This window comes from Nocardioides sp. WS12 (assembly GCF_014108865.1).
In the GTDB taxonomy this organism is placed as follows: Bacteria; Actinomycetota; Actinomycetes; order Propionibacteriales; family Nocardioidaceae; genus Nocardioides.
Genome location: NZ_CP053928.1, coordinates 2,916,274 through 2,938,904 on the forward strand (window position 1 = coordinate 2,916,274; position 22,631 = coordinate 2,938,904).

The 22,631-nt window shown below is 69.0% G+C and carries 23 protein-coding genes; 22 read left to right on the top strand and 1 reads right to left on the bottom strand.

Annotated features, from left to right (window positions below; translation table 11 throughout):
• The first annotated feature begins 32 nt into the window (after window positions 1–32).
• From HRC28_RS14175 to HRC28_RS14280, 22 genes are all read left to right on the top strand, one after another.
• Window positions 33–1,772, top strand: a complete 1,740-nt coding sequence (locus HRC28_RS14175; protein ID WP_182376143.1) for a CTP synthase — start codon at window positions 33–35, stop codon at window positions 1,770–1,772.
• The gene (locus HRC28_RS14180) at window positions 1,769–2,368 is read left to right on the top strand and encodes an NUDIX hydrolase (RefSeq protein WP_182376144.1); all 600 of its coding nucleotides are present in this window, start codon (window positions 1,769–1,771) and stop codon (window positions 2,366–2,368) included. Before HRC28_RS14175 ends, HRC28_RS14180 begins: the two co-directional genes overlap by 4 nt.
• A gap of 5 nt (window positions 2,369–2,373) precedes the next feature.
• Window positions 2,374–2,874, top strand: coding sequence for an Lrp/AsnC family transcriptional regulator (locus HRC28_RS14185; protein ID WP_182376145.1), 501 nt, complete (start codon window positions 2,374–2,376; stop codon window positions 2,872–2,874).
• A 109-nt stretch (window positions 2,875–2,983) separates the two neighbouring features.
• Window positions 2,984–4,099, top strand: a complete 1,116-nt coding sequence (gene ald, locus HRC28_RS14190; RefSeq protein ID WP_182376146.1) for an alanine dehydrogenase — start codon at window positions 2,984–2,986, stop codon at window positions 4,097–4,099.
• Between the two features lie 4 nt (window positions 4,100–4,103).
• Window positions 4,104–5,039, top strand: coding sequence for a site-specific tyrosine recombinase XerD (xerD, locus tag HRC28_RS14195; protein ID WP_182376147.1), 936 nt, complete (start codon window positions 4,104–4,106; stop codon window positions 5,037–5,039).
• Complete coding sequence (locus HRC28_RS14200; protein ID WP_182376148.1) at window positions 5,032–7,590, top strand: DEAD/DEAH box helicase; 2,559 nt, start codon at window positions 5,032–5,034, stop codon at window positions 7,588–7,590. Before xerD ends, HRC28_RS14200 begins: the two co-directional genes overlap by 8 nt.
• Before the next feature lie 300 nt (window positions 7,591–7,890).
• Entirely contained in the window at window positions 7,891–8,766 is an 876-nt protein-coding gene (locus HRC28_RS14205) for a ParA family protein (RefSeq protein WP_237111856.1), read from the top strand.
• The gene (locus HRC28_RS14210; protein ID WP_182376149.1) at window positions 8,751–9,119 is read left to right on the top strand and encodes a hypothetical protein; all 369 of its coding nucleotides are present in this window, start codon (window positions 8,751–8,753) and stop codon (window positions 9,117–9,119) included. The genes HRC28_RS14205 and HRC28_RS14210 overlap by 16 nt, the downstream gene beginning before the upstream one ends.
• A gap of 31 nt (window positions 9,120–9,150) precedes the next feature.
• Window positions 9,151–10,002 (top strand): segregation/condensation protein A, encoded by an 852-nt coding sequence (locus HRC28_RS14215; protein WP_182380656.1) that lies wholly within the window; start codon window positions 9,151–9,153, stop codon window positions 10,000–10,002.
• Entirely contained in the window at window positions 9,995–10,633 is a 639-nt protein-coding gene (scpB, locus tag HRC28_RS14220; protein ID WP_182376150.1) for an SMC-Scp complex subunit ScpB, read from the top strand. The genes HRC28_RS14215 and scpB overlap by 8 nt, the downstream gene beginning before the upstream one ends.
• Window positions 10,623–11,390: a pseudouridine synthase gene (locus HRC28_RS14225; protein WP_182376151.1), complete on the top strand. Its 768-nt coding sequence runs from the start codon at window positions 10,623–10,625 to the stop codon at window positions 11,388–11,390. The genes scpB and HRC28_RS14225 overlap by 11 nt, the downstream gene beginning before the upstream one ends.
• Window positions 11,390–12,463: a prephenate dehydrogenase gene (locus tag HRC28_RS14230; protein ID WP_182376152.1), complete on the top strand. Its 1,074-nt coding sequence runs from the start codon at window positions 11,390–11,392 to the stop codon at window positions 12,461–12,463. Before HRC28_RS14225 ends, HRC28_RS14230 begins: the two co-directional genes overlap by 1 nt.
• Before the next feature lie 10 nt (window positions 12,464–12,473).
• The gene (gene cmk / locus HRC28_RS14235; RefSeq protein ID WP_237111492.1) at window positions 12,474–13,163 is read left to right on the top strand and encodes a (d)CMP kinase; all 690 of its coding nucleotides are present in this window, start codon (window positions 12,474–12,476) and stop codon (window positions 13,161–13,163) included.
• Entirely contained in the window at window positions 13,160–13,858 is a 699-nt protein-coding gene (locus HRC28_RS14240) for a lysophospholipid acyltransferase family protein (protein ID WP_182376154.1), read from the top strand. The genes cmk and HRC28_RS14240 overlap by 4 nt, the downstream gene beginning before the upstream one ends.
• Window positions 13,851–15,230 (top strand): ribosome biogenesis GTPase Der, encoded by a 1,380-nt coding sequence (der, locus tag HRC28_RS14245; protein ID WP_182376155.1) that lies wholly within the window; start codon window positions 13,851–13,853, stop codon window positions 15,228–15,230. Before HRC28_RS14240 ends, der begins: the two co-directional genes overlap by 8 nt.
• A 92-nt stretch (window positions 15,231–15,322) precedes the next feature.
• Complete coding sequence (locus HRC28_RS14250) at window positions 15,323–16,300, top strand: hypothetical protein (protein ID WP_182376156.1); 978 nt, start codon at window positions 15,323–15,325, stop codon at window positions 16,298–16,300.
• A complete protein-coding gene (locus HRC28_RS14255) occupies window positions 16,300–16,647 on the top strand; it encodes a hypothetical protein (RefSeq protein ID WP_182376157.1) in 348 nt (115 codons plus the stop codon). Before HRC28_RS14250 ends, HRC28_RS14255 begins: the two co-directional genes overlap by 1 nt.
• Window positions 16,640–17,722 (top strand): hypothetical protein, encoded by a 1,083-nt coding sequence (locus tag HRC28_RS14260; protein WP_182376158.1) that lies wholly within the window; start codon window positions 16,640–16,642, stop codon window positions 17,720–17,722. Before HRC28_RS14255 ends, HRC28_RS14260 begins: the two co-directional genes overlap by 8 nt.
• 1 nt (window position 17,723) lies before the next feature.
• Complete coding sequence (locus HRC28_RS14265) at window positions 17,724–18,224, top strand: hypothetical protein (protein WP_182376159.1); 501 nt, start codon at window positions 17,724–17,726, stop codon at window positions 18,222–18,224.
• Between the two features lie 47 nt (window positions 18,225–18,271).
• Entirely contained in the window at window positions 18,272–18,877 is a 606-nt protein-coding gene (locus HRC28_RS14270) for a hypothetical protein (protein ID WP_182376160.1), read from the top strand.
• 13 nt (window positions 18,878–18,890) lie between these two features.
• A complete protein-coding gene (locus HRC28_RS14275; protein ID WP_182376161.1) occupies window positions 18,891–20,555 on the top strand; it encodes a DNA polymerase Y family protein in 1,665 nt (554 codons plus the stop codon).
• Window positions 20,556–20,618: 63 nt separating this feature from the next.
• Window positions 20,619–21,290: a hypothetical protein gene (locus tag HRC28_RS14280; protein ID WP_182376162.1), complete on the top strand. Its 672-nt coding sequence runs from the start codon at window positions 20,619–20,621 to the stop codon at window positions 21,288–21,290.
• A 3-nt stretch (window positions 21,291–21,293) separates the two neighbouring features.
• Here the strand turns inward: HRC28_RS14280 and HRC28_RS14285 are convergent, their stop codons facing one another.
• The gene (locus tag HRC28_RS14285) at window positions 21,294–22,589 is read right to left on the bottom strand and encodes an ATP-binding protein (RefSeq protein ID WP_182376163.1); all 1,296 of its coding nucleotides are present in this window, start codon (window positions 22,587–22,589) and stop codon (window positions 21,294–21,296) included.
• Window positions 22,590–22,631 lie beyond the last annotated feature (42 nt).

Genomic DNA, 22,631 nt, shown 5'->3' on the forward strand with positions numbered 1-22,631 from the left:
GGCTGGAACACGTAGGATGGAATCCCGTGAACATGGCGCCCCTTAGTGGCTTGACGCAGCGCGGACATCAGGCAAAGCATCTCTTCGTCACCGGAGGGGTCGCCTCCTCTCTTGGCAAGGGCCTCACCGCCTCGAGCCTGGGTCGCTTGCTGCGTTCCCGGGGCCTTCGGGTCACCATGCAGAAGCTCGACCCGTACCTCAATGTCGACCCCGGAACGATGAACCCGTTCCAGCACGGCGAGGTCTTCGTCACCGACGACGGCGCCGAGACCGACCTCGACATCGGCCACTACGAGCGCTTCCTCGACACGAACCTCAACCAGATCGCCAATGTGACGACCGGGCAGGTCTATTCGTCGGTCATCGCCAAGGAGCGCAAGGGCGAGTACCTCGGCGACACGGTCCAGGTGATCCCGCACATCACCAACGAGATCAAGGAACGGATCCTGGCCATGGGCCGGCAGACCGTTCTGAACGACGCCGGCGAGGGCGGCCCGGTCGACGTGGTGATCACCGAGGTCGGCGGCACAGTGGGCGACATCGAGTCGCTGCCGTTCCTGGAGGCCGCGCGCCAGGTCCGCCACGACATCGGTCGCGACAACGTCTTCTTCCTGCACGTCTCCCTGGTTCCGTTCATCGGTCCCTCGGGAGAGCTGAAGACCAAGCCGACCCAGCACTCCGTGGCTGCGTTGCGCCAGGTCGGTATCCAGCCCGATGCCGTGGTGTGCCGCGCGGACCGCGAGCTGCCCGACAGCATCAAGGCCAAGATCTCGCTGATGTGCGACGTCGAGCAGGACGCAGTGGTCACCGCGGCCGACGCGCCGTCGATCTACGACATCCCGAAGGTCCTGCACCGTCAGGGTCTCGACGCCTACGTCGTACGACGTCTCAACCTGCCGTTCCGCGATGTCGACTGGACACTGTGGGACGACCTGCTCCGCCGGGTGCACCACCCCAAGGAAGACGTCACCATCGCGCTGGTCGGCAAGTACGTCGACCTGCACGACGCGTACCTGTCGGTCGCCGAGGCGCTGCGGGCCGGCGGGTTCGCCCACGAGGCCAAGGTGCACCTGCGCTGGGTCGCCTCGGACGAGTGCGAGACGCAGGCGGGTGCCGCCAAGCAGTTGTCCGACGTCGACGCGATCTGTGTGCCCGGTGGGTTCGGCATCCGTGGCCTCGAGGGCAAGCTCGGCGCGCTCACCTACGCCCGCGCCCACGCGATCCCCACGCTCGGCCTGTGCCTGGGCTTGCAGTGCATGGTCATCGAGTACGCCCGTACCGAGCTCGGCCTGACCAAGGCGGGCTCGACGGAGTTCGACGTCGACACCCCGGAGCCGGTGATCGCGACGATGGAGGAGCAGAAGAACATCGTCGAAGGCGCCGGCGACCTGGGCGGCACGATGCGCCTGGGGCTGTACCCCGCGACGCTCTCGGCGGGCTCCATCGCCCGTGAGGTCTACGGCGCCGACGTGATCGAGGAGCGCCACCGTCACCGCTACGAGGTCAACAACTCCTACCGCGACCGGCTCGCGAAGGCCGGCCTGGTGTTCTCCGGGCTGAACACCGACCTCGACCTGGTCGAGTTCGTCGAGCTCCCGCGCGACGTGCACCCGTACTACATCGGCACCCAGGCGCACCCCGAGCTCCGCTCGCGCCCGACCCGGCCGCACCCGCTCTTCGCTGGTCTGGTCGGCGCTGCGCTGGTCCGTCAGCGCGAGACGCGCCTGGAGATCGACGAGACCGGCCTGCACCCGGAGCCGGTCGGCGAATGAGCGAACTGCGCGACGTACCCGAATCGTGGCCGGTCGAGTCCCGTGCGGACCTGCACCGCGACGGCTGGGTGCTCGCGCTGCGTTCGGACCAGGTCACGCGGCCGGGTGCGGTCGCTGAGGGCGCATTCCGGCGCCTGGTCGTCGAACACCCCGGCGCCGCGGTCATCCTGGCGATCGACGAAGACGACCGGGTGCTCTGCCTGCGCCAGTACCGGCATCCCGCGCAGCACCGGCTGATCGAGCTTCCGGCGGGCGTGTGCGATCACCCGGGAGAGGACCCGATCGAGGTCGCGCGGCGCGAACTGCGCGAGGAAGCCGCAATGCAGGCCGAGCGGTGGACGCACCTGCTGTCGACCTTCAGCTCGCCGGGCTACTCAGCAGAGCGGATCCACTACTACCTGGCGGAGGGGCTCTCTGTGGCCGACCGGGGCGACTTCGTGCTCCAGCACGAAGAGGCAGACCTGGAGATGTTGTGGGTCCCGTTCCCGGAACTGGTCGACGCGATCCTCAGCGGCGACGTTGCCGACGGGCCCGTGGTCCAGGCCGTGCTCGCGGTCCAGGTGCTGCGCGACCGCGCGGGGCGACCGGGAGCCTGACCAGCATGCCTGAGCTGGATGCCATCGACGCCGCGATCGTTCGCGAGTTGCAGCGTGATGCCCGGCTGGCGAACAACGTCCTGGCAGCGCGGGTCGGGATAGCGCCCTCGACCTGCCACGGCCGGGTCCGGTCCCTGTTCGAGCGCGGTGTCCTGCTGGGCGCCCACGTCGAGGTCGACCAGGCCAGCGTCGGTCGACCCCTGCAGGCCATCATCTCCGTCCGGTTGCGCCCGCATGCGCGCAGTGAACTCAGCGCCTTCGCCCAGGCCATGGCCGACCTGCCCGAGGTCCTCAACGTCTACTTCCTCGCCGGCGCGGACGACTTCCTGATCCACGTCGCCACCGCGGACTCCGAGGAGCTGCGCGAGTTCGTCCTGGTCCACCTCAGCGGTACCCGTGACGTGGCGATGACCGAGACCAGCCTGATCTTCGAGCACCTCCGGGGACGTCGTACCGAATCCGGTTCGGCACGCCGGTCCGGCGGCGCGCCCACGCCGACGATCTGATCGTTCTTGCGGCTCCTGCCGAATAATCGCTACAGGCACTAGCGGTTGGGTCGACGAATCTTCAGACTTCGATCAGGTCAACGATCTGGCCAACGATCAGGAGGGTCCCATGCGCGTCGGCGTGCCGAAGGAAGTCAAGAACCACGAGTACCGGGTGGCGATCACGCCGATCGGGGTGCACGAACTGGTCGCGCACGGCCACGACGTCCTGATCCAGACCGGCGCGGGACTGGGTTCCTCGATCGAGGATGCCGACTACGTCGCCGCGGGCGCGCAGATCCTGCCGGACGCCGACACGGTGTGGGGGACCGCCGACATGGTGCTCAAGGTCAAGGAGCCCATCGCGGAGGAGTACGCCCGGATGCGGGAGGGCCAGGTGCTCTTCACCTACCTGCACCTCGCGGCGGACAAGCCGTTGACCGAGGAGTTGTTGAAGCGCAAGGTCACTGGCATCGCCTACGAGACCGTGCAGCTCCCGACGGGCGCGCTGCCGCTGCTCTACCCGATGTCCGAGGTCGCCGGCTGCCTCGCGCCCCAGGTCGGTGCCTACAACCTGATGAAGGCCCAGGGCGGCCGCGGCGTGCTGATGGGCGGCGTCGGCGGTGTCGCCAACGCGAAGGTCGTGATCATCGGTGCCGGGGTGTCCGGCCAGAACGCCGCCAACATCGCGCTCGGCATGGGTGCCGACGTCACCCTCCTCGACACCGACCTCGACAAGCTCCGGATGTCGTTCTGGCGCTACAGCAACCAGGTGCACGGACTGGCGTCGTCGAAGCTGGCCCTCGAGCAGCAGGTGATCGCCGCCGATCTGGTGATCGGCGCGGTGCTCATCCCCGGCGCGGCGGCCCCGAAGCTGGTCAGCAATGAACTGGTCTCGCGAATGAAGCCGGGTTCGGTCCTGGTCGACATCGCGGTCGACCAGGGGGGCTGCTTCGAGGACACCCGCCCCACCACGCACGCCGATCCGACCTACCAGGTGCACAACTCGACGTTCTACTGCGTGGCGAACATGCCGGGCGCGGTGCCGAACACGTCGACGTACGCGCTGACCAACGCGACGCTGCCCTACGCGGTCGCGCTGGCGAACAAGGGCTGGGTCCAGGCGTGCCGCGACGACCACAGTCTCGCGCTCGGTCTGAACACCCATGCCGGCAACCTGACGAACGCCCCCGTGGCCGAGGCCGTCGGCATCGCGTCGGTCCCGCTGGAGGACGCGCTAGCCTGACCGGGTGAGTGCGGCGGATGCGGTGGACCGGGCGGTCCGCACCTATCTGGACCACCTCACGGTCGAGAAGGGTCTGGCGCTCAACACGCTGACCTCCTATCGCCGCGACCTGCGGCGTTACCGCGAGCACCTGGCAGGTGCGGGGATCGACCAGCTGGACCAGATCTCGGAGTCGACCGTGTCGGAGTTCCTCATCCGGCTGCGTGAAGGCAGCGCCGATCACCCGCCTCTGAGCGCGTCGTCTGCCGCGCGCACCGTCGTCGCGGTGCGCGGCTTCCACAAGTTCGCCGTGGCCGACGGGTTGGCCACCCTCGACCCGGCAGCAGCGGTGAAACCGCCGACGCCCGCAAAACGCCTGCCCAAGGCGCTGTCGCTCTCCGACGTCGAGGCGATCCTCGAAGCGGCCGGGGCACCGGACACCCCGCTGGCGTTGCGGGACCGGGCGCTGCTCGAACTGCTCTACGGCACCGGGGCCCGGATATCGGAGGCCGTGGGCCTGGATGTCGACGACATCAGCGGGGGTGAGACCGACGCACTCCTGCTGCGCGGCAAGGGCGGCAAGGAACGGTTGGTCCCGATCGGCTCCTATGCGCGAGTGGCGATGGACAACTACCTCGTTCGGGGGCGACCGGACCTGGTCTCGTCTGCCTCGAACGCGGCGCTCTTCCTCAACTCCCGCGGCGGGCGCCTGTCACGCCAGTCGGCGTGGACGGTGTTGGTGAAGGCCGCCGAGCGGGCCGGCGTCACCCGCGACGTCTCGCCGCACACGCTGCGCCACTCGTTCGCGACCCATCTGCTCGACGGCGGTGCCGACGTACGTGTCGTCCAGGAGCTCCTCGGCCACGCGTCGGTGACCACGACGCAGGTCTACACGCTGGTCACCGTCGACAACCTGCGTGAAGTCTTCGCGACGGCGCACCCCCGGGCCCGGCATGGCTGAGTCCCCAGGTGTCGCAGGCGGCACCGATGCGGCGTACGACCGGATCCTTGCGTACGCCGAAGGGCAGGGCCTGACGCTCTACCCGCACCAGGAGGAGGCGCTCCTCTCCCTGCTGTCGGGCGAGAACGTCATCCTTGCGACGCCCACCGGATCGGGGAAATCGCTCGTGGCGATGGGTGCCGCCATGGCCGCCCTCGCCGACGACCGGGTGACGTTCTACACCGCGCCGATCAAGGCGCTGGTGAGCGAGAAGTTCTTCGACCTGGTCGAGATCTTCGGCGCCGCGGACGTCGGGATGCTGACCGGCGACGTGTCCGTCAACGCGGACGCACCGATCATCTGCTGCACCGCGGAGGTGCTCGCGAACATCGCGCTGCGCGAGGGCGAGGCCGCCGACGTCGGCATGGTCGTGATGGACGAGTTCCACTTCTACGGCGAACCCGGCCGCGGCTGGGCGTGGCAGGTGCCGCTGATCGAACTCCCGCGGGCGCAGTTCCTGCTCATGTCCGCCACCCTCGGTGACGTCACCGAACTCGCCGCCGACATCACCCGACGCAACGGCCGCGAGACCGCCGTCGTCGACGAGGCCGAACGCCCGGTGCCGCTGAACTTCAGTTGGTCCCTCGACCCGATGGGCGAAGCTCTCGAGGAACTGGTCACCACAGGCCAGGGACCGGTGTACGTCGTGCACTTCACCCAGGCTGCGGCCGTCGAGCATGCCGTCTCCCTGCTGGCCGGGCCCGGTCGCCTCGACACGGTGCTGCCCAAGGACCGCAAGGAGCAGATCGCCGAGCGGATCGCGGGTGTCCGGTTCGCCGCGGGCTTCGGCAAGATCCTCAACAAGTTGCTGCGGCAGGGGATCGGCGTCCACCACGCGGGGATGCTGCCGCGCTACCGCCGCCTCGTCGAACAACTCGCGCAGGCCGGTCTGCTCACCGTCATCTGCGGCACCGACACCCTCGGCGTCGGCATCAACGTGCCGATCCGCACGGTGCTCTTCACCGGGTTGGCCAAGTTCGACGGCACCCGTCAGCGGGTGTTGCGGACGCGTGAGTTCCTGCAGATCGCCGGCCGGGCAGGGCGAGCCGGGTACGACACGGCGGGCTACGTCGTCGTACAGGCTCCTGAGCACGTGATCGAGAACGAGAAGGCCAAGGCCAAGGCCGCTGCGAAGAACGCTGCGATGAGCGTCGAGAAGCAGGCCAAGCGCAAGTCCAAGGCGCAGTTGCGCAAGCCGCCCGAAGGCACCGTGGTTTGGAGCGAACAGACCTTCACCCGCCTGGTCGAGGGCAAGCCCGAGCCGCTCAAGTCGCAGATGAAGGTCGACAACGGGATGCTCGTCAACGTCCTTTCCCGCGAGGAGGACGCGTTCGTCGTCCTGCGGCGGCTGCTGATGGACAACCACGAGGACCGGCGCACCCAGTTGCGCCTGGCCAAGCGCGCCGTCCGGCTGGCCCGCAGCCTGGTCACGTCCGAGGTGCTGACCCGGCTCGACGAGGTCGACGGATTCGGTCGCCGCTACGTGCTGACCGAGGCGCTGCCCGAGGACTTCGCCCTCAACCAGCCGTTGTCGCACTTCGCCCTCGCCGTGCTCGACGTCCTCGACCCGGACAGTGAGACCTTCATGCTCGACGTCATCTCGGTGATGGAGTCGACGCTCGAGGCGCCGCGGCCGTTGCTGTTCGCGCAGCGCCATGCCGCCCGAGGCGAGGCGATCGCGGCCCTCAAGGCCGACGGTGTCGAGTACGACGAACGGATGGTCCTGGTCGAACAGATCACCTGGCCCGAGCCGCTCGGCGAGTTGCTCGAGCCACTCTTCGAGACCTACCGCGAGCGGCACCCCTGGCTCCCGCCCGACGCGCTGGCCCCCAAGTCGGTCGTCCGCGAGATGTGGGAACAGGGGATGGGCTTCACCGATCTGGTCTCCCGCTACCAGATCGCCCGCTCCGAGGGCCTGATCCTGCGCTACCTCACCGACGCCTACCGCGCCCTGCGCCACAGCGTCCCCGACGCGGTTCGAACCGACGAGTTCGAGTTGCTGGTCGAGTGGCTGGGGGAGACGATCCGCCAGGTCGACTCCTCGCTGCTCGACGAGTGGGAGGCGCTGAACGACCCCGACCACATCCCCTCGACGGTCGCGCACGGCGAGCCGCCTCCGCCGCCGCGACCACTGAGCCAGCAGGGCCGGGTCTTCGACGTGATGGTGCGCAACGCGATGTGGCGTCGGGTCGAGCTGTTCGCCCGCGACGACGTACCCGGACTGGTGGCCCTGGAGGTTGCTGCGGAGGGCGACTTCAGCGAGGCCGCGTGGGACGAGGCGCTCGAGGCCTACTTCGGTGAGCACCGGCGCCTCCTCACCGACGGTGATGCACGCGGACCTGCACTGCTGTCCGTCGACAAGCAGGCCGGTCGCTGGGAGGTCACGCAGACGCTGCACGACCCGGAGGGTAATCACGACTGGGTGATCGTCGCCGAGGTCGACCTTGCTGCCAGCGACGAGGCCGGCGAGGCCGTCGTACGCACCCTCGAGGCGCACTGCCTGACCGGCTGATCCGACCGGCTGATCTGACTGGCGGCGGACTGGCGCCGCTCGCTGCGGCGAGTCTCCCCAATGTCGCCGTGTCGACATTGTTGACTGGCAGAGTCCCGGGCCCTGGGGAAGGGGCCCGCAACCGCAGATGACACAAAGGTGAGGGCAATGGTCGGTTTCTACGGAGGTTCCAGTGCACCCGACATGCCGCCGAGGACGCGCATCCCGGCGTCGGGAAGTGACATCCCGCTCGGTACAGGCAACGACGACGTCGAGGCCACGACTTTGCAGTTCCCCGTCGATTTCCCCGTGGAGACCGCGATGACGCGCGTGTCCCCGGTGATGGAGTCCACGGGCAAGCTCGGCCCCACTGGTCGGATGATGCCGGTGCTGCCGACGCCCAAGCCGGTCACCGAGCACGGCCCGGCCCGCGTGATCGCGATGTGCAACCAGAAGGGTGGCGTCGGCAAGACGACGACCACGATCAACCTGGGTGCCGCGCTGGCCGAGTTCGGCCGCAAGGTGCTGCTCGTCGACTTCGACCCGCAGGGCTCGCTGTCGGTGGGTCTCGGGCTCAACCCGCACGAGATGGACCACACGGTCTACAACCTGCTGATGGACCGCCAGACCACCATCGACGACGTCGTGGTGCCCTCGGGCGTCCCGGGCATGGATCTGCTGCCTTCCAACATCGACCTGTCGGCTGCCGAGGTGCAGTTGGTGCACGAGGTTGCCCGCGAGCAGACCCTGCAGCGCGTGCTGGCCCCTGCCCTGGAGCGGTACGACGTCATCCTCATCGACTGTCAGCCCTCGCTCGGCCTGCTCACCGTCAACGCACTCACGGCTTCGCACGGCGTGATCGTGCCGCTGGAGTGCGAATACTTCGCGTTGCGTGGTGTCGCGTTGCTCAAGCAGACGATCGACAAGGTCAAGGAGCGCCTCAACCCGGCCCTCGAGGTCGACGGTGTACTCGGCACGATGTTTGACGGCCGCACCCTGCACGGGCGCGAGGTCCTCGAGCGCCTGGTGTCGGCCTGGGGTGACCAGGTGTTCCACACCGTCATCCGTCGTACCGTGAAGTTCTCCGACTCGACCGTCGCCGGTGAGCCGATCACCTCCTACGCCTCGGCATCCTCAGGTGCCGAGGCCTATCGCCAACTGGCGAAGGAGGTGGCGCTGCGGTGTCTCGACGTGTGAGCCTGCCGACGGCCGACGACCTCTTCCGTCCGACTGCCGGCGAGGAGGACACACGACCTGGACGCGGCAAGGTTCGCGCTGTCCCCGACGCACCCCAATCGATCACGGGGACCACTGACACGGCGCCGCAGAAGGCACCCAGCGGCCGGGTCCGGCACGACGAGAAGATCACCGTCTACGTCACCGCGACCGAGCTGATGGACCTCGAGAAGGCCCGACTGACGCTTCGCGGCGACCACGGCCTGGCCGTGGATCGTGGGCGGATCGTCCGCGAGGCCCTGCACCTGGTCCTGGCCGAGCTCGAGTCCGGGGGAGAGGACTCCGCGCTGGTCAGGCGCCTGCGTGAGTCATGATGCAGGTGTGAGTGAGGCAGAGTCGCCCGAGATGAGCGAGACGGGCGGAGGGTTCGAACTTCGCCTGTCGAACTTCGAGGGACCGTTCGACCTGCTGCTCAGCCTGATCTCGAAGCACAAGCTCGACGTCACCGAGATCGCGCTGGCCGAGGTCACCGTCGAGTTCATCGCGCACATCAAGCGACTGCCCGACGACGGCGACCTGGAGGAGACCACCTCCTTCCTGCTCGTTGCCGCCACCCTCCTCGATCTCAAGGCGGCGCGCCTGCTTCCGCAGGGCGACGTCGAGGACGAGGAGGACCTCGCGCTGCTCGAGGCCCGCGACCTGCTGTTCGCCCGGTTGTTGCAGTACCGGGCCTACAAGCAGGTGGCTGCGTTGATGGGGAGCCGGTTGCTGGAGGAGTCGCGCCGCTATCCCCGCGCCGTCGGCATGGAGGACCGGTTCGCGAGCCTGCTGCCCGAAGTGTTGATCGGGATCGGCCTCGACCAGTTCGCCGCCCTCGCGGCGAAAGCGATGCAGCCGCGGCCCGAACTGCAACTGAACCTGCAGCACATCCACGCTCCGACGGTCAGCGTTCGCGAACAGGCTGCGGTCGTCATGGACCGGCTGCGGCGCAGTGGAACGATGACCTTCCGCGCTCTGTGCGGCGATTCGCCCGACACCCTCACCACGGTGGCCCGGTTCCTGTCGTTGCTGGAGTTGTTCCGTGAAGGTGTCGTCGCGTTCGACCAGATGACACCCCTGGGCGAGCTCACGGTGCGCTGGACCGGCGACGAAACAGTCGACGTGGATGACGTGATCACCGACGAGTTCGACGGCGTGATTCCACCCGAAGAGCAGGCCCCGGACGATCAGGGCCCCGAGGAGAAGACTGATGACTGACCAGGTCGAAGAAGCACTGCCCGTGCCGTTCGCGGCGCTGCGCCCCGCGCTGGAGGCCGTGCTCATGGTGGCCGACCAGCCGCTGGACGAGCTGACCCTCGCCACCGCAGTGAGCTACCCGGCTCCTGAGGTCGCCGCCGCACTGACCGCCCTCGCTACCGAGTACGACGACCAGGGTCGTGGCTTCGAGCTGCGCAATGTCGCGGGTGGCTGGCGGTTCTACACGCGCGAGGAGTTCGCGCAGGTCGTCGAGGGCTTCGTGCTCGAGGGCCAGCAGGCCCGCCTGACGCAGGCGGCGCTGGAGACCCTCGCGGTCGTGGCCTACCAGCAGCCCGTGTCGCGCGCCCGCGTCTCGGCGGTGCGTGGCGTGAACGTGGACGGCGTGATGCGAACCCTGATCAGCCGCGGGCTGGTCGAGGAGGCCGGCCAGGACGGCGAGCACGGCGCGACGCTGTACCGCACGACGTCGTACTTCCTGGAGCGGATCGGCATCGTCTCGATCGACGAACTCCCCGATCTGGCCCCGCACCTGCCTGACCTCTCCGAGATGGAGGAGGAGCTGGCCTCGGCGCAGGGTGCGCCGCAGCCGGTGGAGCCCGAGCCTGTGGAGGTGGATCCCGATGGCGCGTGACATCGCAGTCGACGAGGACGGCCTGATCCGCCTGCAGAAGTTGCTCGCCACGTCCGGGGTCGCCTCGCGCCGCAAGTGCGAGGAACTGATGCTCGATGGTGAGGTCGAGGTCGATGGCGAGGTCGTCACCCGCCTCGGCACCAAGGTCGACCCGCGCACCGCGGTGATCAAGGTGTCGGGCAGGCGGCTGCCTCCCGTGTCCGACCAGATGTACCTCGTCCTGAACAAGCCGCGTGGCGTCGTCTCGACGATGTCGGACCCGCAGGGCCGTACGACGCTCACCGACGTGCTCAGCGAGATCCTCGCTGCTGACCCTGCCCTGCGGCTGTTCCACGTCGGTCGGCTCGACACGGACACGTCCGGCTTGCTGATGTTGACCAATGACGGCGATTTCGCCCACCGGATGGCGCATCCGTCGTTCGAGGTGGAGAAGACCTATGTCGCAGAGGTGACCGGGCGGATCTCGAAGAACACGGTCGCCGACCTGCTGGCCGGTGTGACCCTCGACGACGGTCCCGTGGAGGTGCGACGAGCCCGGATCCTCGGCGCGACCGCGGACCGTTCCATCATCGAACTGGTGATCCACGAGGGGCGCAACCGGATCGTGCGTCGCCTGCTCGACCAGGTCGGACACCCCGTGCGGCAGCTCAGCCGGACCAAGTTCGGGCCGATCGAGCTCGGCACCCTGGCGAGCGGCACGACCCGAGAACTCAGCGACGACGAGCTCGGAGAGCTCCTCGACCTGGTTGGTCTGTGATGGGTGCGTCCGCCCTGACCGGGCCGGTCGAGATCATCGGCACCGGCCTGATCGGCACCTCGATCGCGCTGGCCTGTCGCCGTGCGGGACTCGAGGTGCTGCTGACCGATGCCGCCCCCGACCACGTCCGCACCGCGTCGGGGCTGGGTGCCGGGCGTCCCCGCGAGGCGGTCGATGTCCCGCAACTGGTCGTGGTCGCCGTACCGCCGGACGCCCTGGGTGCTGCGATTCGGCAGACGCTCGACGCTGCCGGGCCCGAGACGTTCGTCACCGATGTCGGCAGCGTGAAGGGGGCGCCGCTCGACGCCGTCGCGAGCCATCCCGCCGTCAGCCGCTACGTCGGCAGCCACCCGATGGCGGGCACCGAACACTCCGGGCCGTTGTCAGCGAGCGCGGCCATGTTCGACGGGCGCCCGTGGGCGATCACGCCGGGTCCGGACGCGACGCCGGCCGCCGTCCACGTCGTCGAGGCGCTCGTGAGGGTGTGTGGGGCCGTTCCGGTGCACCTGCCGCCAGGAGAGCACGATCGGGCGGTGGCCCGTACGTCGCACGTCCCGCACCTGATGGCGGCCCTCGTTGCCGGCACCCTGGCCGGCGCGACACCGGCTCATCTGGCCCTCTCCGGCACCGGTGTGCGCGATGTCACCCGCGTCGCCGGCGGCGACCCACGCCTGTACAGCCAGATCATCGGCGGCAACGCGGAAGCGGTGGCTGCACTGCTCGGTGAGGTGCGCGAGCGCCTCGACCTGGTGCTGGAAGCAGTCGCCGGCAAGGACCGGGTCGGACTCGAGTCGCTGCTGGCCTACGGCCAGGCGGGAACGCGCGCAATTCCGGGCAAGCACGGCGCCGCACCGCAACCCATGGAAGCGGTTCGGGTCGCGGTTCCCGACCACCCGGGCGAGCTCGCCCGGCTCTTCGCCGACGCGGGCGCGAGCGGGGTCAACATCGAGGACGTCCGGATCGACCACGACCCCGGTCGCCCGGTGGGACTGGTGGAACTCGACGTCATCGAGACCCGCGCAGAGGAGTTGAGGGTCGCTCTGGAGTCGAATGGGTGGACGACTCACCGGTAGTCTGCGGGCCGTGAACGTCCCCATTGATGCAGACCTTGCCGCCAACCAGACCGTGGTTGTCGCGGTTGACGGCACCTCGGGTTCGGGGAAGTCCAGCACCTGCCGGGCCGTTGCCGACCGCCTCGGCCTGCGCTACCTCGACACCGGCGCCCAGTACCGCGCCATCACCTGGTGGATGCTCGACAACGGCGTGGACGTCCACGATGCAGTCGCCGTGGCGGCAGCAGCGCTGACGCCGGTCCTCGTGTCCGGCACCGACCCGCTCGACCCGACCATCACGATCGACGGTGTCGACGTGTCGGTCGAGATCCGCAGCGACGCGGTCAACGGCGCTGTCTCGCCGGTCAGCACCGTCCCGGAGGTGCGCGCGCGCCTGGTCGACTTGCAGCGCGAGATCGTCGGCGCAGGCGGCATCGTCGTCGAAGGACGCGACATCGGATCGGTCGTCTGGCCCGAGGCCGAGGTCAAGATCTATCTCACCGCCGACCCGGCCGCGCGGGCCGCCCGACGTGCCCTCGAAGCGGGCGGGGCCGACGTCGCTGCGACCCAGGAGTCGCTGCTCGCGCGCGACAAGATCGACTCCGGCCGGGCAGTTGCCCCGCTGACCATGGCCGACGGCGCCATCCACGTCGACTCCACCGACCTGACGCTCGACGAGGTCGTCGACCTGGTGGTGGGGCTGGTGATGGAGCGAGTTTGAACAGCGACGTCGCCCAGACTCCGCCGCGCTGGCTGCTGGTGCGGGCCAGGCCCGCGTCGGCCTGGCTGATCCGCCGTCGGTACGACGTCCGCGTGCACCACCCCGAGCGCTTCCCCGCCACGGGGCCGGTGGTCGTGGCGGGCAACCACGTGGGCCTGATCGACGGTCCGCTGATGTCGATCTTCGCGCCCCGGCCGGTGCATGCACTGACGAAACGGGAGATGTTCAAGGGACCCCTCGGCGGGTTCCTGCGCCGCGCCGGCCAGATCAGGCTGGACCGCTTCAACTACGACCCGGCCGCCATCCGGACCGCGATCAACGTGTTGCGGAGTGGGCACACCGTCGGTGTCTTCCCCGAAGGCACCCGTGGGACCGGCAAATTCGACGCGCACTTCCACTCCGGGGCGGCGTACCTCGCGCTCGTCACGGGCGCTCCCGTCGTACCCCTGACGTTCCTGGGGACCCGGGAACCGGGTGGTTCCAGCGGCTCGCTGCCCGCGAAGGGCACTCGGATCGACATCGTCGTGGGAAAGCCGATGGTCGTCGATGCTGTGCCTTGGCCCCGGACGCGAGACCATGTACGTCTGACGTCGGCCGCTCTGCGTGCGCACATGCGCAGCGGGCTCGCCGATGCCCTCGACGAAACAGGGCGGACCTTGCCCGGTCCGCTCCCGCAAGGAGACCGTGATGAGTGAAGACGACCTGACGCCTGAGGGTGAACTGACGGGCGAGGCTGCCCCATCGGTGGGCACCGTCCCCGTTCTCGCCGTCGTCGGCCGGCCGAACGTCGGCAAGTCCACGCTGGTCAACCGGATCATCGGCCGCCGCGAGGCGGTCGTGCAGGACATCCCCGGGGTGACCCGTGACCGGGTGTCCTACGACGCCGAGTGGAATGGCCGAGCGTTCACGCTCGTCGACACCGGTGGCTGGGACCCCGACGCCCGCGGCATGGCCGAGCGGATCCGCGCGCAGGCCGAGATCGCCGTCGGCCTCGCGGACGCCGTGCTGTTCGTCGTCGACGCGACGATCGGCATCACCGACGCTGACGAGGCCGTGGTGCGCGTGCTCCGCCGAGCCGACAAGAAGGTCGTCCTGGTGGCCAACAAGGTCGATGACGAGCGGGCGGAGGCCCAGGCGTTCGGTCTGTGGAACCTCGGCCTCGGCGAGCCGCACATGGTTTCGGCGCTGCACGGTCGTGGTTCGGGCGACCTGCTGGACGCCGTACTCGACGTGCTTCCTCCCGCGCCGGAAGCCGGCGACGCGGTGATCGGCGGGCCACGCCGGATCGCGATCGTGGGTCGCCCGAACGTCGGCAAGTCCTCGCTGCTGAACAAGCTTGCAGGGGAGGAGCGCTCCGTCGTCGACAACGTCGCCGGCACGACCGTCGACCCCGTTGACGAGATCGTGGACATGGGCGGCAAGTCCTGGCGCTTCATCGACACTGCCGGCATCCGCAAGCGCGTCAAGGAGGCCTCGGGCCACGAGTACTACGCCTGGCTGCGCACCTCGACGGCGATTGAGCGGGCCGAGGTCTGCGTGCTGGTCCTCGACGGCAGTGAATCGGTCGCCGAGCAGGACATGCGGATCCTCCAGGAGGTGCGCGAGGCCGGCAAGGCGCTCGTGATCGCCTTCAACAAGTGGGACAAGGTCGACGCCGAGCGTCGCTACTTCCTCGACCGCGAGATCGAGCGCGACCTGGTCCAGGTGCTGTGGGCACCGCGGATCAACCTCACCGCGCTGACGGGGTGGCACATCGACCGTCTGGTGCCGGCGCTGGAGAAGGCCATCGAGGGCTGGGAGACCCGGATCACCACCGGAGCGTTCAACGCGTTCCTCGGCCGGATCGTCGCCGAGCACCCGCACCCGGTGCGTGGCGGCAAGCAGCCGCGCATCCTGTTCGGCAGCCAGGTGCAGTCCGCGCCGCCGACCTTCAAGCTGTTCACCTCTGGCCAGCTCGACGCGGGCTACCTGCGCTTCATCGAGCGCCGGTTGCGCGAGGAGTTCGGCTTCGTCGGAACGCCGATCGAGATGAAGGTGCAGGCCCGGGAGAAGCGCAAGCGCACCTAGGGCAAGTCCTGGTCGTCGCTTTGGGGTGGGGGGTTTGGTCCCCGCGCCGCGTGGAAGGGTCCTTTCCGAGCTTCTCGGAAAGGGTCGTTGTTGTGAATCGCTTGCTCGTGTTCCTGGTCGTACTGACCGTCGTCGGTGCTGCCGGTTGCAGTACGGAGGGTGAGGGGTCCAGCGACGATGTCGTCGCGGTCGCCGGAACGGTGGACCTGAGCGGCACCGAAGTCGAGGTGGTGCTGCCCAGCGGCGTCTTCACCTTCACGATCACCGAGCCGCGCGACGTCGTCCCGGCTGAGGACGCGGGGGACGACGCGGAGCACGAGGCACCCGAGGGCCAGGCCTACGTCGGGCTGGGCTGGGCGCAGTCCGGTACGGCGCCGGCGTTCGGACCGATCCTCCACGGCACCACGCCCCAGAAGGGCACCGTTCGCGTGCGTTCGGGCGACGATGTCCTGGATGCACTGACGGTGGACACCCAGAAGAGTTCGGGCGAAGGCGCCTGGGTGCTGGTTCCCGAGGACCTTGCCGACGTCGTGGCCGAGATCGCCTACGACGGCCAGGTCCAGACCCTCGATCTTGCCGACGCCGTCGTCGAACAGGGCGCGGCCGCCGGCCTCTACGACATCGCGACGTTGCCCACCGACTGCCCGGACGCACGGGAGACGGGGGCGACCCTGCGCTACGCCATCGACTGCACGACCAGCGCGGCCACCCCGACGCCGTACGTCGCGGACCTGGGCTGGGCCTCCGAGGGCGAGGGCTGGCTGGTCCTCGACCTCACCCTGCAACCCTCCGGCTTCCAGTGGAGCAACGGGAACGACTCCGGACGCTTCACCGTCGAGGCGCAGCGAGGCGACCTGGGTGCGGCCCAGGTGCTGGCCTCCTCGGACCTGCCTGCTGACGGCTACGCCGCGACCATCGCCGTACCGGCGAAGGTGGGCGCGCCGACCACCCTCTCGTTGACCCGCACCTACGACCTGACCCGGTCCGGATCGGGTTCGGGTCCCGCCACGTCGCGTGCCGAATACACCGCTTCACTTCAACTGCCGGCCCTGCCGGGAAAGGACAACTGATGCCGACCCCTGAAGAACTCGCGGTCGATCTCCACGACCTGTGGTTCGCGGAGCAGACCCTGGATCTGATTGCTTCGTCCCACTTCAACGCCTCCCTCACGGTGGCGCTCACCGAGGCGAGCTACGCGCTGACCCGACCCGCCTCGATCGGTCTGGGTGCAACGGGGTTCAACGACGCCTTCGAAGCGCTCAAGGGTCAGATCAACGACGTCCTGAACACGAACCACACCAACCTGAAGGATTCCGCGGCGGCCATGCGCTTGTGCATCGCGGACTTCACTGCCACCGACGATGCGGTCAAGCAGGAGCTGAACAAGCGCAAGCAGGAGATTCCCTACGATGAGTGACAACTACGGCGACATCGTCTCCGAGGGCAAGTCGTTGAAGGAGCGCTTCATCGAGCTGGAGATCGAGTACCAGGCGATGCAGGCCTACAACTACGGCAACTACGACGAGTACAAGTGGACGGATGAGGAGAAGCTCCAGCAGCTCTCCAGCTACACCAATGAGTACCGCGACGAGATCGCCTCGTGGTTCGCCGACCTCGATGAGATGTTCGCGGACCTTGCCGATCTTCCCGACCCGGCGTCGCTGATCAGCGCTGCCGAGGGCCTGGAACCCGCGTTGGTGCAGTTGGCCGGACCCATCGGCCAGGTCGACCTCGGCAACGGCGTCCAGTACCCGCCGCAGCCGAACTTCTCACGGCTGCCCAGCATGGAGAACTACCTGGTCGACTGGAACGGTGTCGCCGCAGACAACTTCAAGTCCAACTACCTGCCGAAGTTCGCTGCCGTTGCACACCATGAGTTCCATGCGGTGGCGAGCCTCAAGTCGGCACTCCTGGCCGCCGCGGAGATGTGGAAGCAGGCGCGACTGGATGTCAGCAACATCATCGACGAGTGCAACTCGGCCCTCGATGACTACGACGGAGGCAAGGACTCGGCCGACGCCGTGATGGCGCTGGGCATCATCGGGGCCATCGTCGCTGTCGCAGCGGTGCCGTTCACCGGCGGCTCGTCGGCGGTCCTGTACTGGACCCTGGCCGGATCGGCGTTGACGGTCACCGGTGCTGTGGTGGGCAACCCGCCCGAGCCCAAGAAGGAACTGGACATCAAGGGCGACAGCCCGGCCGAGATCTGCCAGTCGCTGCGCGAGGGCATCTCCGACATGAAGATCCAGTGGATCGAGGACGAGGCGTTCATCCGGGACCAGCTCTACCGCCTCTCCGACACGATCAGCGGCTACTCCTCGCCGAGCGGGTCCGATGGAGAGCCGCGGCCGCGTTACCCGTACTACGGCGGCTACACCTCGGACCACACGTACAGCGAGGACACCGTGCACGGCTTCGTGCTCCCGCGTCCGTCACTGGCTGACCTGGGTCCGGGCAATGTTCGTGGTGGCTTCGGACAGCCGGAGGTCTGACATGGTGACGATGCAGGAACATCTCGACACGATGGTGGTGGATGTCGCCACGCCGGATGAAACGACCTTCGCCCGGCTGACGGGACGCCGCAAGGTGGACGTCTGGTTCGCTCCGGGTTACTACGCCCGGTCGACGGACGAGCGGGTCGCGGCGAAGCTCGTCCTGGCCGCCCGGTTGCTCTGGGTCGCCCGGACCAAGGAGTACTACCGGTTCAAGAGCGAGCAACTGGGTCGGACCGTGCGGGGTGAGGGCACGCCGCAGACGCCTCGGCAGGAGGAGCGGCGCGAGGCGCGCGCCCGGATCCACGCGGTGGGGGAGTCCAGCGGGGGGCTGGTGCGGATCGAGGCGGTCGGCCTGTTCCACTGGACCGTGCTGATCGCGCCCGGCACCGTCCCGGCGGTTCCGGAGGAGACGCTGTCCGCCGCTCTCGGCGAGGCGGCCTCCCGGCTGATCGAGCAGCACGAGAACCAGCTCTCCTCGGTCTGGGCGCGGGCGACCTGAGCTCGCCTCCACTTGCCATGTTCGAACACATGTTCGATCATGGGTGAGTGACCGCCCGCCCGCTCGAAGCCGACCCACTTGCGCAGATCGAGCAGTTGCGTGGGCGGATCCAGGCGCTGCAGGGCGCTCCGACGCGACTGACGGTCCCGACCCTGGCGATGTTCGACGGGCTGGTGCAGTTGCGCACGGGTGGGGTCTACGGCGTCGACTCCGCCACCCTCGGGATGGCACTGGCCGCAGGGGCCTCACAGGCCGGTGAATGGGTCGGGTTTGCCGGCTGGGACGACTTCGGGGTCGAGGCCGCGCACCAGCACGGGATCGCGTTGACCCGCACCGTGCTGGTGCCCTCGCCCGGCGAGCACTGGCTGGAGGTCACCGCCGCGCTCGTCGACGTGCTGAAGGTGGTCGTGCTGCGCCCGACGGGTGTGGTCGATGCCAAGTCCGCCTCGATCCTCGACGCCCGGCTCCGGGCTCGTTCCGGGGTGCTGGTGGTCCAGGGGGACTGGCCACGCTGTGAGGCGCGGCTCTCGTCCGAGAACACCACCTGGGAAGGCATCGGTCAGGGTCGCGGCCGACTACGTGAACGCCGGGTCGAGATCGTCGCGCGCCGCGGGGCAGGTGTCTCCGCGCGCTCTGCGGTGGTGCTGTCCTGATGGGGTCGGCCTGATGCGGACCATGGTGGTCTGGTGCCCCGACTGGTCGGTGACGGCCGGGATGCTCGAGCTCGCCGACGGGAAGTCCCCGTCGGTCGAGCCGGTCGAGACCCATGCACCGGCCGTCGTACTCGCGAACAACAAGGTGGTCGTCTGCAACGCCGCCGCTCGCGCAGAAGGAGTACGACGCGGTCAGCGGCGACGGGATGCCCAGGCGCGGTGCCCCGACGTGGTGCTCCTCGCAGCCAATCCGGACCGGGACGCCCGCTGGTTCGAGCCGGTGCTGGTCGCCGTGGAGGAGGTACGACCGGGAGTCGCGCCGATCCGTCCGGGGCTGCTGGCCGTGCCGGCGCCGGGGCGTTACTTCGCCCGGTCCGGGGTGGGGGGCGAGCAGGCGGCTGCGGCGCTGCTGGCCGAGCACCTGGTGGGCGTGGGGGTGTGGGACTGCCGGTTCGGGGTCGCCGATGATCTCTACACCGCTGAACGCGCGGCCCGACTGGCCACACCCCAGGACTGTGTCGCTGTCCCGCCGGGTGAGTCGGCGGCGTTCCTTCGGGGCCAGCCGGTGACGGTGCTGGCCGACGACGGTCCCGAAGGTGCCGAGCTCGCCGATCTGTTGCGTCGACTGGGACTGGTGCTGCTGGGTGACTTCGCGGCGCTCGCCGCCGGCGAGATCAGCAACCGCTTCGGCGTCTACGGCGTGGAGGTCTGGCGTCGGGTGCAGGGGGTCGAAGTCGTCCGGCTTGCCTCACGCACCCCGCCGCCCGAACTGGCGTGCGAGATCTCCTTCGAGCCGCCGCTCGATTCGGCAGAGGCGGTCACCTTCAGCGCCCGGACGACGGCCGAGCGGTTCATTGCCGGATTGGCGAGCCGGCAACTCGTGGCGACGGGGGTGCGGATCGAAGCGGAGTTCGAACCGGTCGGGTCGGTCGGCGTCGCCGTGTCCGCCCGGACCTGGCTGCACCCGCGCTGCTTCACTTCACGCGATCTCGTCGACCGGGTGCACTGGCAACTCCAGGCCGGGATGGCCAGTTCTGGCCTGCGCAGTCGCAAGTCCCTCGGAGAGGCGATCAGCGCGCCGGTCATGTTGGTGCGCTTCCTGCCCGAGGTCGTCGAACCGGCCGGTGACCACGCCGACGGCCTGTGGGGTGGTGGCGCCGATGACCAGGTTGTCCGCGGGGTCGCGCGCGTCCAGGCCATGGTCGGGTACGACGCCGTCCGGGTCCCCGTCCTCCAGGGCGGCCGCGGTGCGGCCGACCGCCAGGCGATGGTGCCGTGGGGAGAGCGGGCGACCGGGTTGCGACCGGTGGACCGGCCGTGGCCGGGACGGATCCCCGGACCGGCGCCGACCCGGGTGTTCGCCGAGCCGCTCGAGGCCGAGGTGGTCGACGAAGCCGGAGTGCTGGTCGCGGTGACCGGTCGGGGCGTGGTGACCGGCGAGCCGTGGCAGTTCCGGATCGGCCCGTCCTCGGGTCGACGCGCCTTTCCGCGGATGCCCGTGGCGTCCTGGGCTGGCCCCTGGCCGGTGGACGAGTCCTGGTGGCTGGGTGTGGCCGCCGGTGGGCGGGCTGCCCGTTTCCAGGTCGTCGGGGTCGACGGGCGCGCGTGGTTGTTGAAGTGGAGCTCGGCGGCGCCGGAGGGCAGGGGCGTCTGGGAGGTCGAGGCGGCGTACGACTGACCTCGCGCGTCTCACGCCGACGGGTCTACGCTGCGGAGCAATCGAACCCAGGAGGCTCTCCCCATGGCGAAGAAGAACTCGGACCTGATCCCCGGTGCCAAGAATCTCAAGGCGCTTCGCGGCGCGCTCGAGCACAGCGTCACCATTCAGATGACCCGGTTGCAGGAGGTCATCGACGACCTCGTCACGCGAGGATCGCTGACCCGTGCCGAGGCTGACAAGCTGATCGATCAACTGGTGAGCACCAGCAAGGCGTACACCCATGCGCTGCTCGAGGTCGTGGAGACGGTCAGTGTCGAGACCCGCAAGAACATCGAGGCAGGTCTCACGTCCGCCACCGCTCCGGTGAAGGCCACGGCCAAGAAGCTCAAGGGCAAGGTCACGGGCAAGCCCAAGGAGAACGGCAAGAAGTCCAAGGGCAAGAAGGCTGGCAAGACGGGCGGGAAGTCCGCGAAGGTCAAGGCTGCCATCAAGGTTCCGGCGGTCAGGGTCAAGCTTCCGACGGTCAAGCCCAAACCGGTGGCCAAGACGCAGGCCCAGGCAGTGAAGGAGCCCAAGCTCGCGCTGGTGCAGCAGGACCCGATTCCGAACCTCGCCGACCTGAGCATCGCCAAGATCCGTCCCCTGCTCGCTGGCCTCACTCCCGCCGAGTTGAATCAGGTCCGTGGCCAGGAAGCGGCCGGCAAGGCACGCGTCAGCCTGATCGCCGAGATCGATCGTTCCCTGAAGGGCTAGGTCTCAGAGGTAGTGGCCCGCCGCCGGAGCAGACGTGCGCCACGGCCCCGACGCTGCCTGCGTGAGGAGCGCTGAGGTCGTCACGTCGTCCGCGGTCTCGAGCACGGCCGCGCGCACGAGTTCCTTGAGGTCGGCGCCGGTCGCACCGTCGGTCGCCCGGGCGACGGCGTCCAGGTCCAGTGCGGTGTCGCACCAGACGAGGTAGCGCTCGAGGATTGCCCGACGTCCGTCGAGGTTGGGCGCCTCCATCCGGATGATGGTGTCGAAGCGCGAGGAACGTCGGGCCGCCTTGTCGATCTTGCGGTGGTCGTTGGTCGAGGCGATCACCACAACGCCCGTGCGGTCGGCCAGTCCGCCGTCCATGACGTTGAGGAATTCCCGCAGCCGGTGCGGGTTGGTCTGCCCGCGCTCGCCGGCGATCAGGTCGAGGTCGTCCATCAGGATGAGGCAGGGTGACAGGTCGGCGGCGAGGTCGAACAGCTCGGTCAGGTAGTGCTCGGTGACGTAGGTGCCGGGGACCAGCACGGACGTCGTACCGAGGAGTTCGCTGGCCACGACCGTGCCGAGCTGGGTCTTTCCGGTGCCCGGCGGACCCACCAGGAGCAGGCCCGTGCTGGTGCCGAGTCCGCGTGCCTTCAAGTCGTCGGCGAGTTCGAGGACGCGATGAACGCGGCGGTCGACGGTGTGCCAGACGGAGTCGTCCAGCTTCAGCAGGTCGCGCGACGCCGGGGGAGTGGTCCACCGCTGGAGCACCAGTCCTGCGTTGTTCGAGCTGACCCGGTAGGCACCGCGGCGGTACGGCGACTCGGTGGTGCGGCAGGTCCGCAGGAATCCCTCGAAGAGGTCGGGCAGCAGCCCACTGTCCTGGGCGCGTCCCATCAGCTCCACGTCGGGCCCGTAGCGGTCCGGGGCAATCCGGATCACGACGGGCACGGCGGCCAGGGTCCCAGCCGGCAGCACGACCATCGCTGCAGAGAAGGCCTGCACGTCCCCACCGGCGGCCGGCACGGTCTCCGTGATGGCCGGGCGGCTCGGGAGGGCGCCGACGTGGTCGAGGGTCCACCGCGACTGTGCGTTGTGCAGCCAGTGGCCGACGGAGTGCGCGATCGGCGGCGCCGGCATCTCGCTGAGCACGATCAGCTCGGTGGTGTCGACGCCGAGCGCCCTGGCGGCGTACTCGTAAGGGGTGGGCAGGACCGGGTCGCGCCGCTTGAACTCGCGGTCGATGGCGTCAGCCAGGAGTCGAAGGGCAGGCTTCGGAGCCTCCGTGAGGAGGTCGATTGCGTCGATGTCAGTCATGTGTCACCACCTTTGAGTGCGTCGGAACGGGGTTGTCGTGTG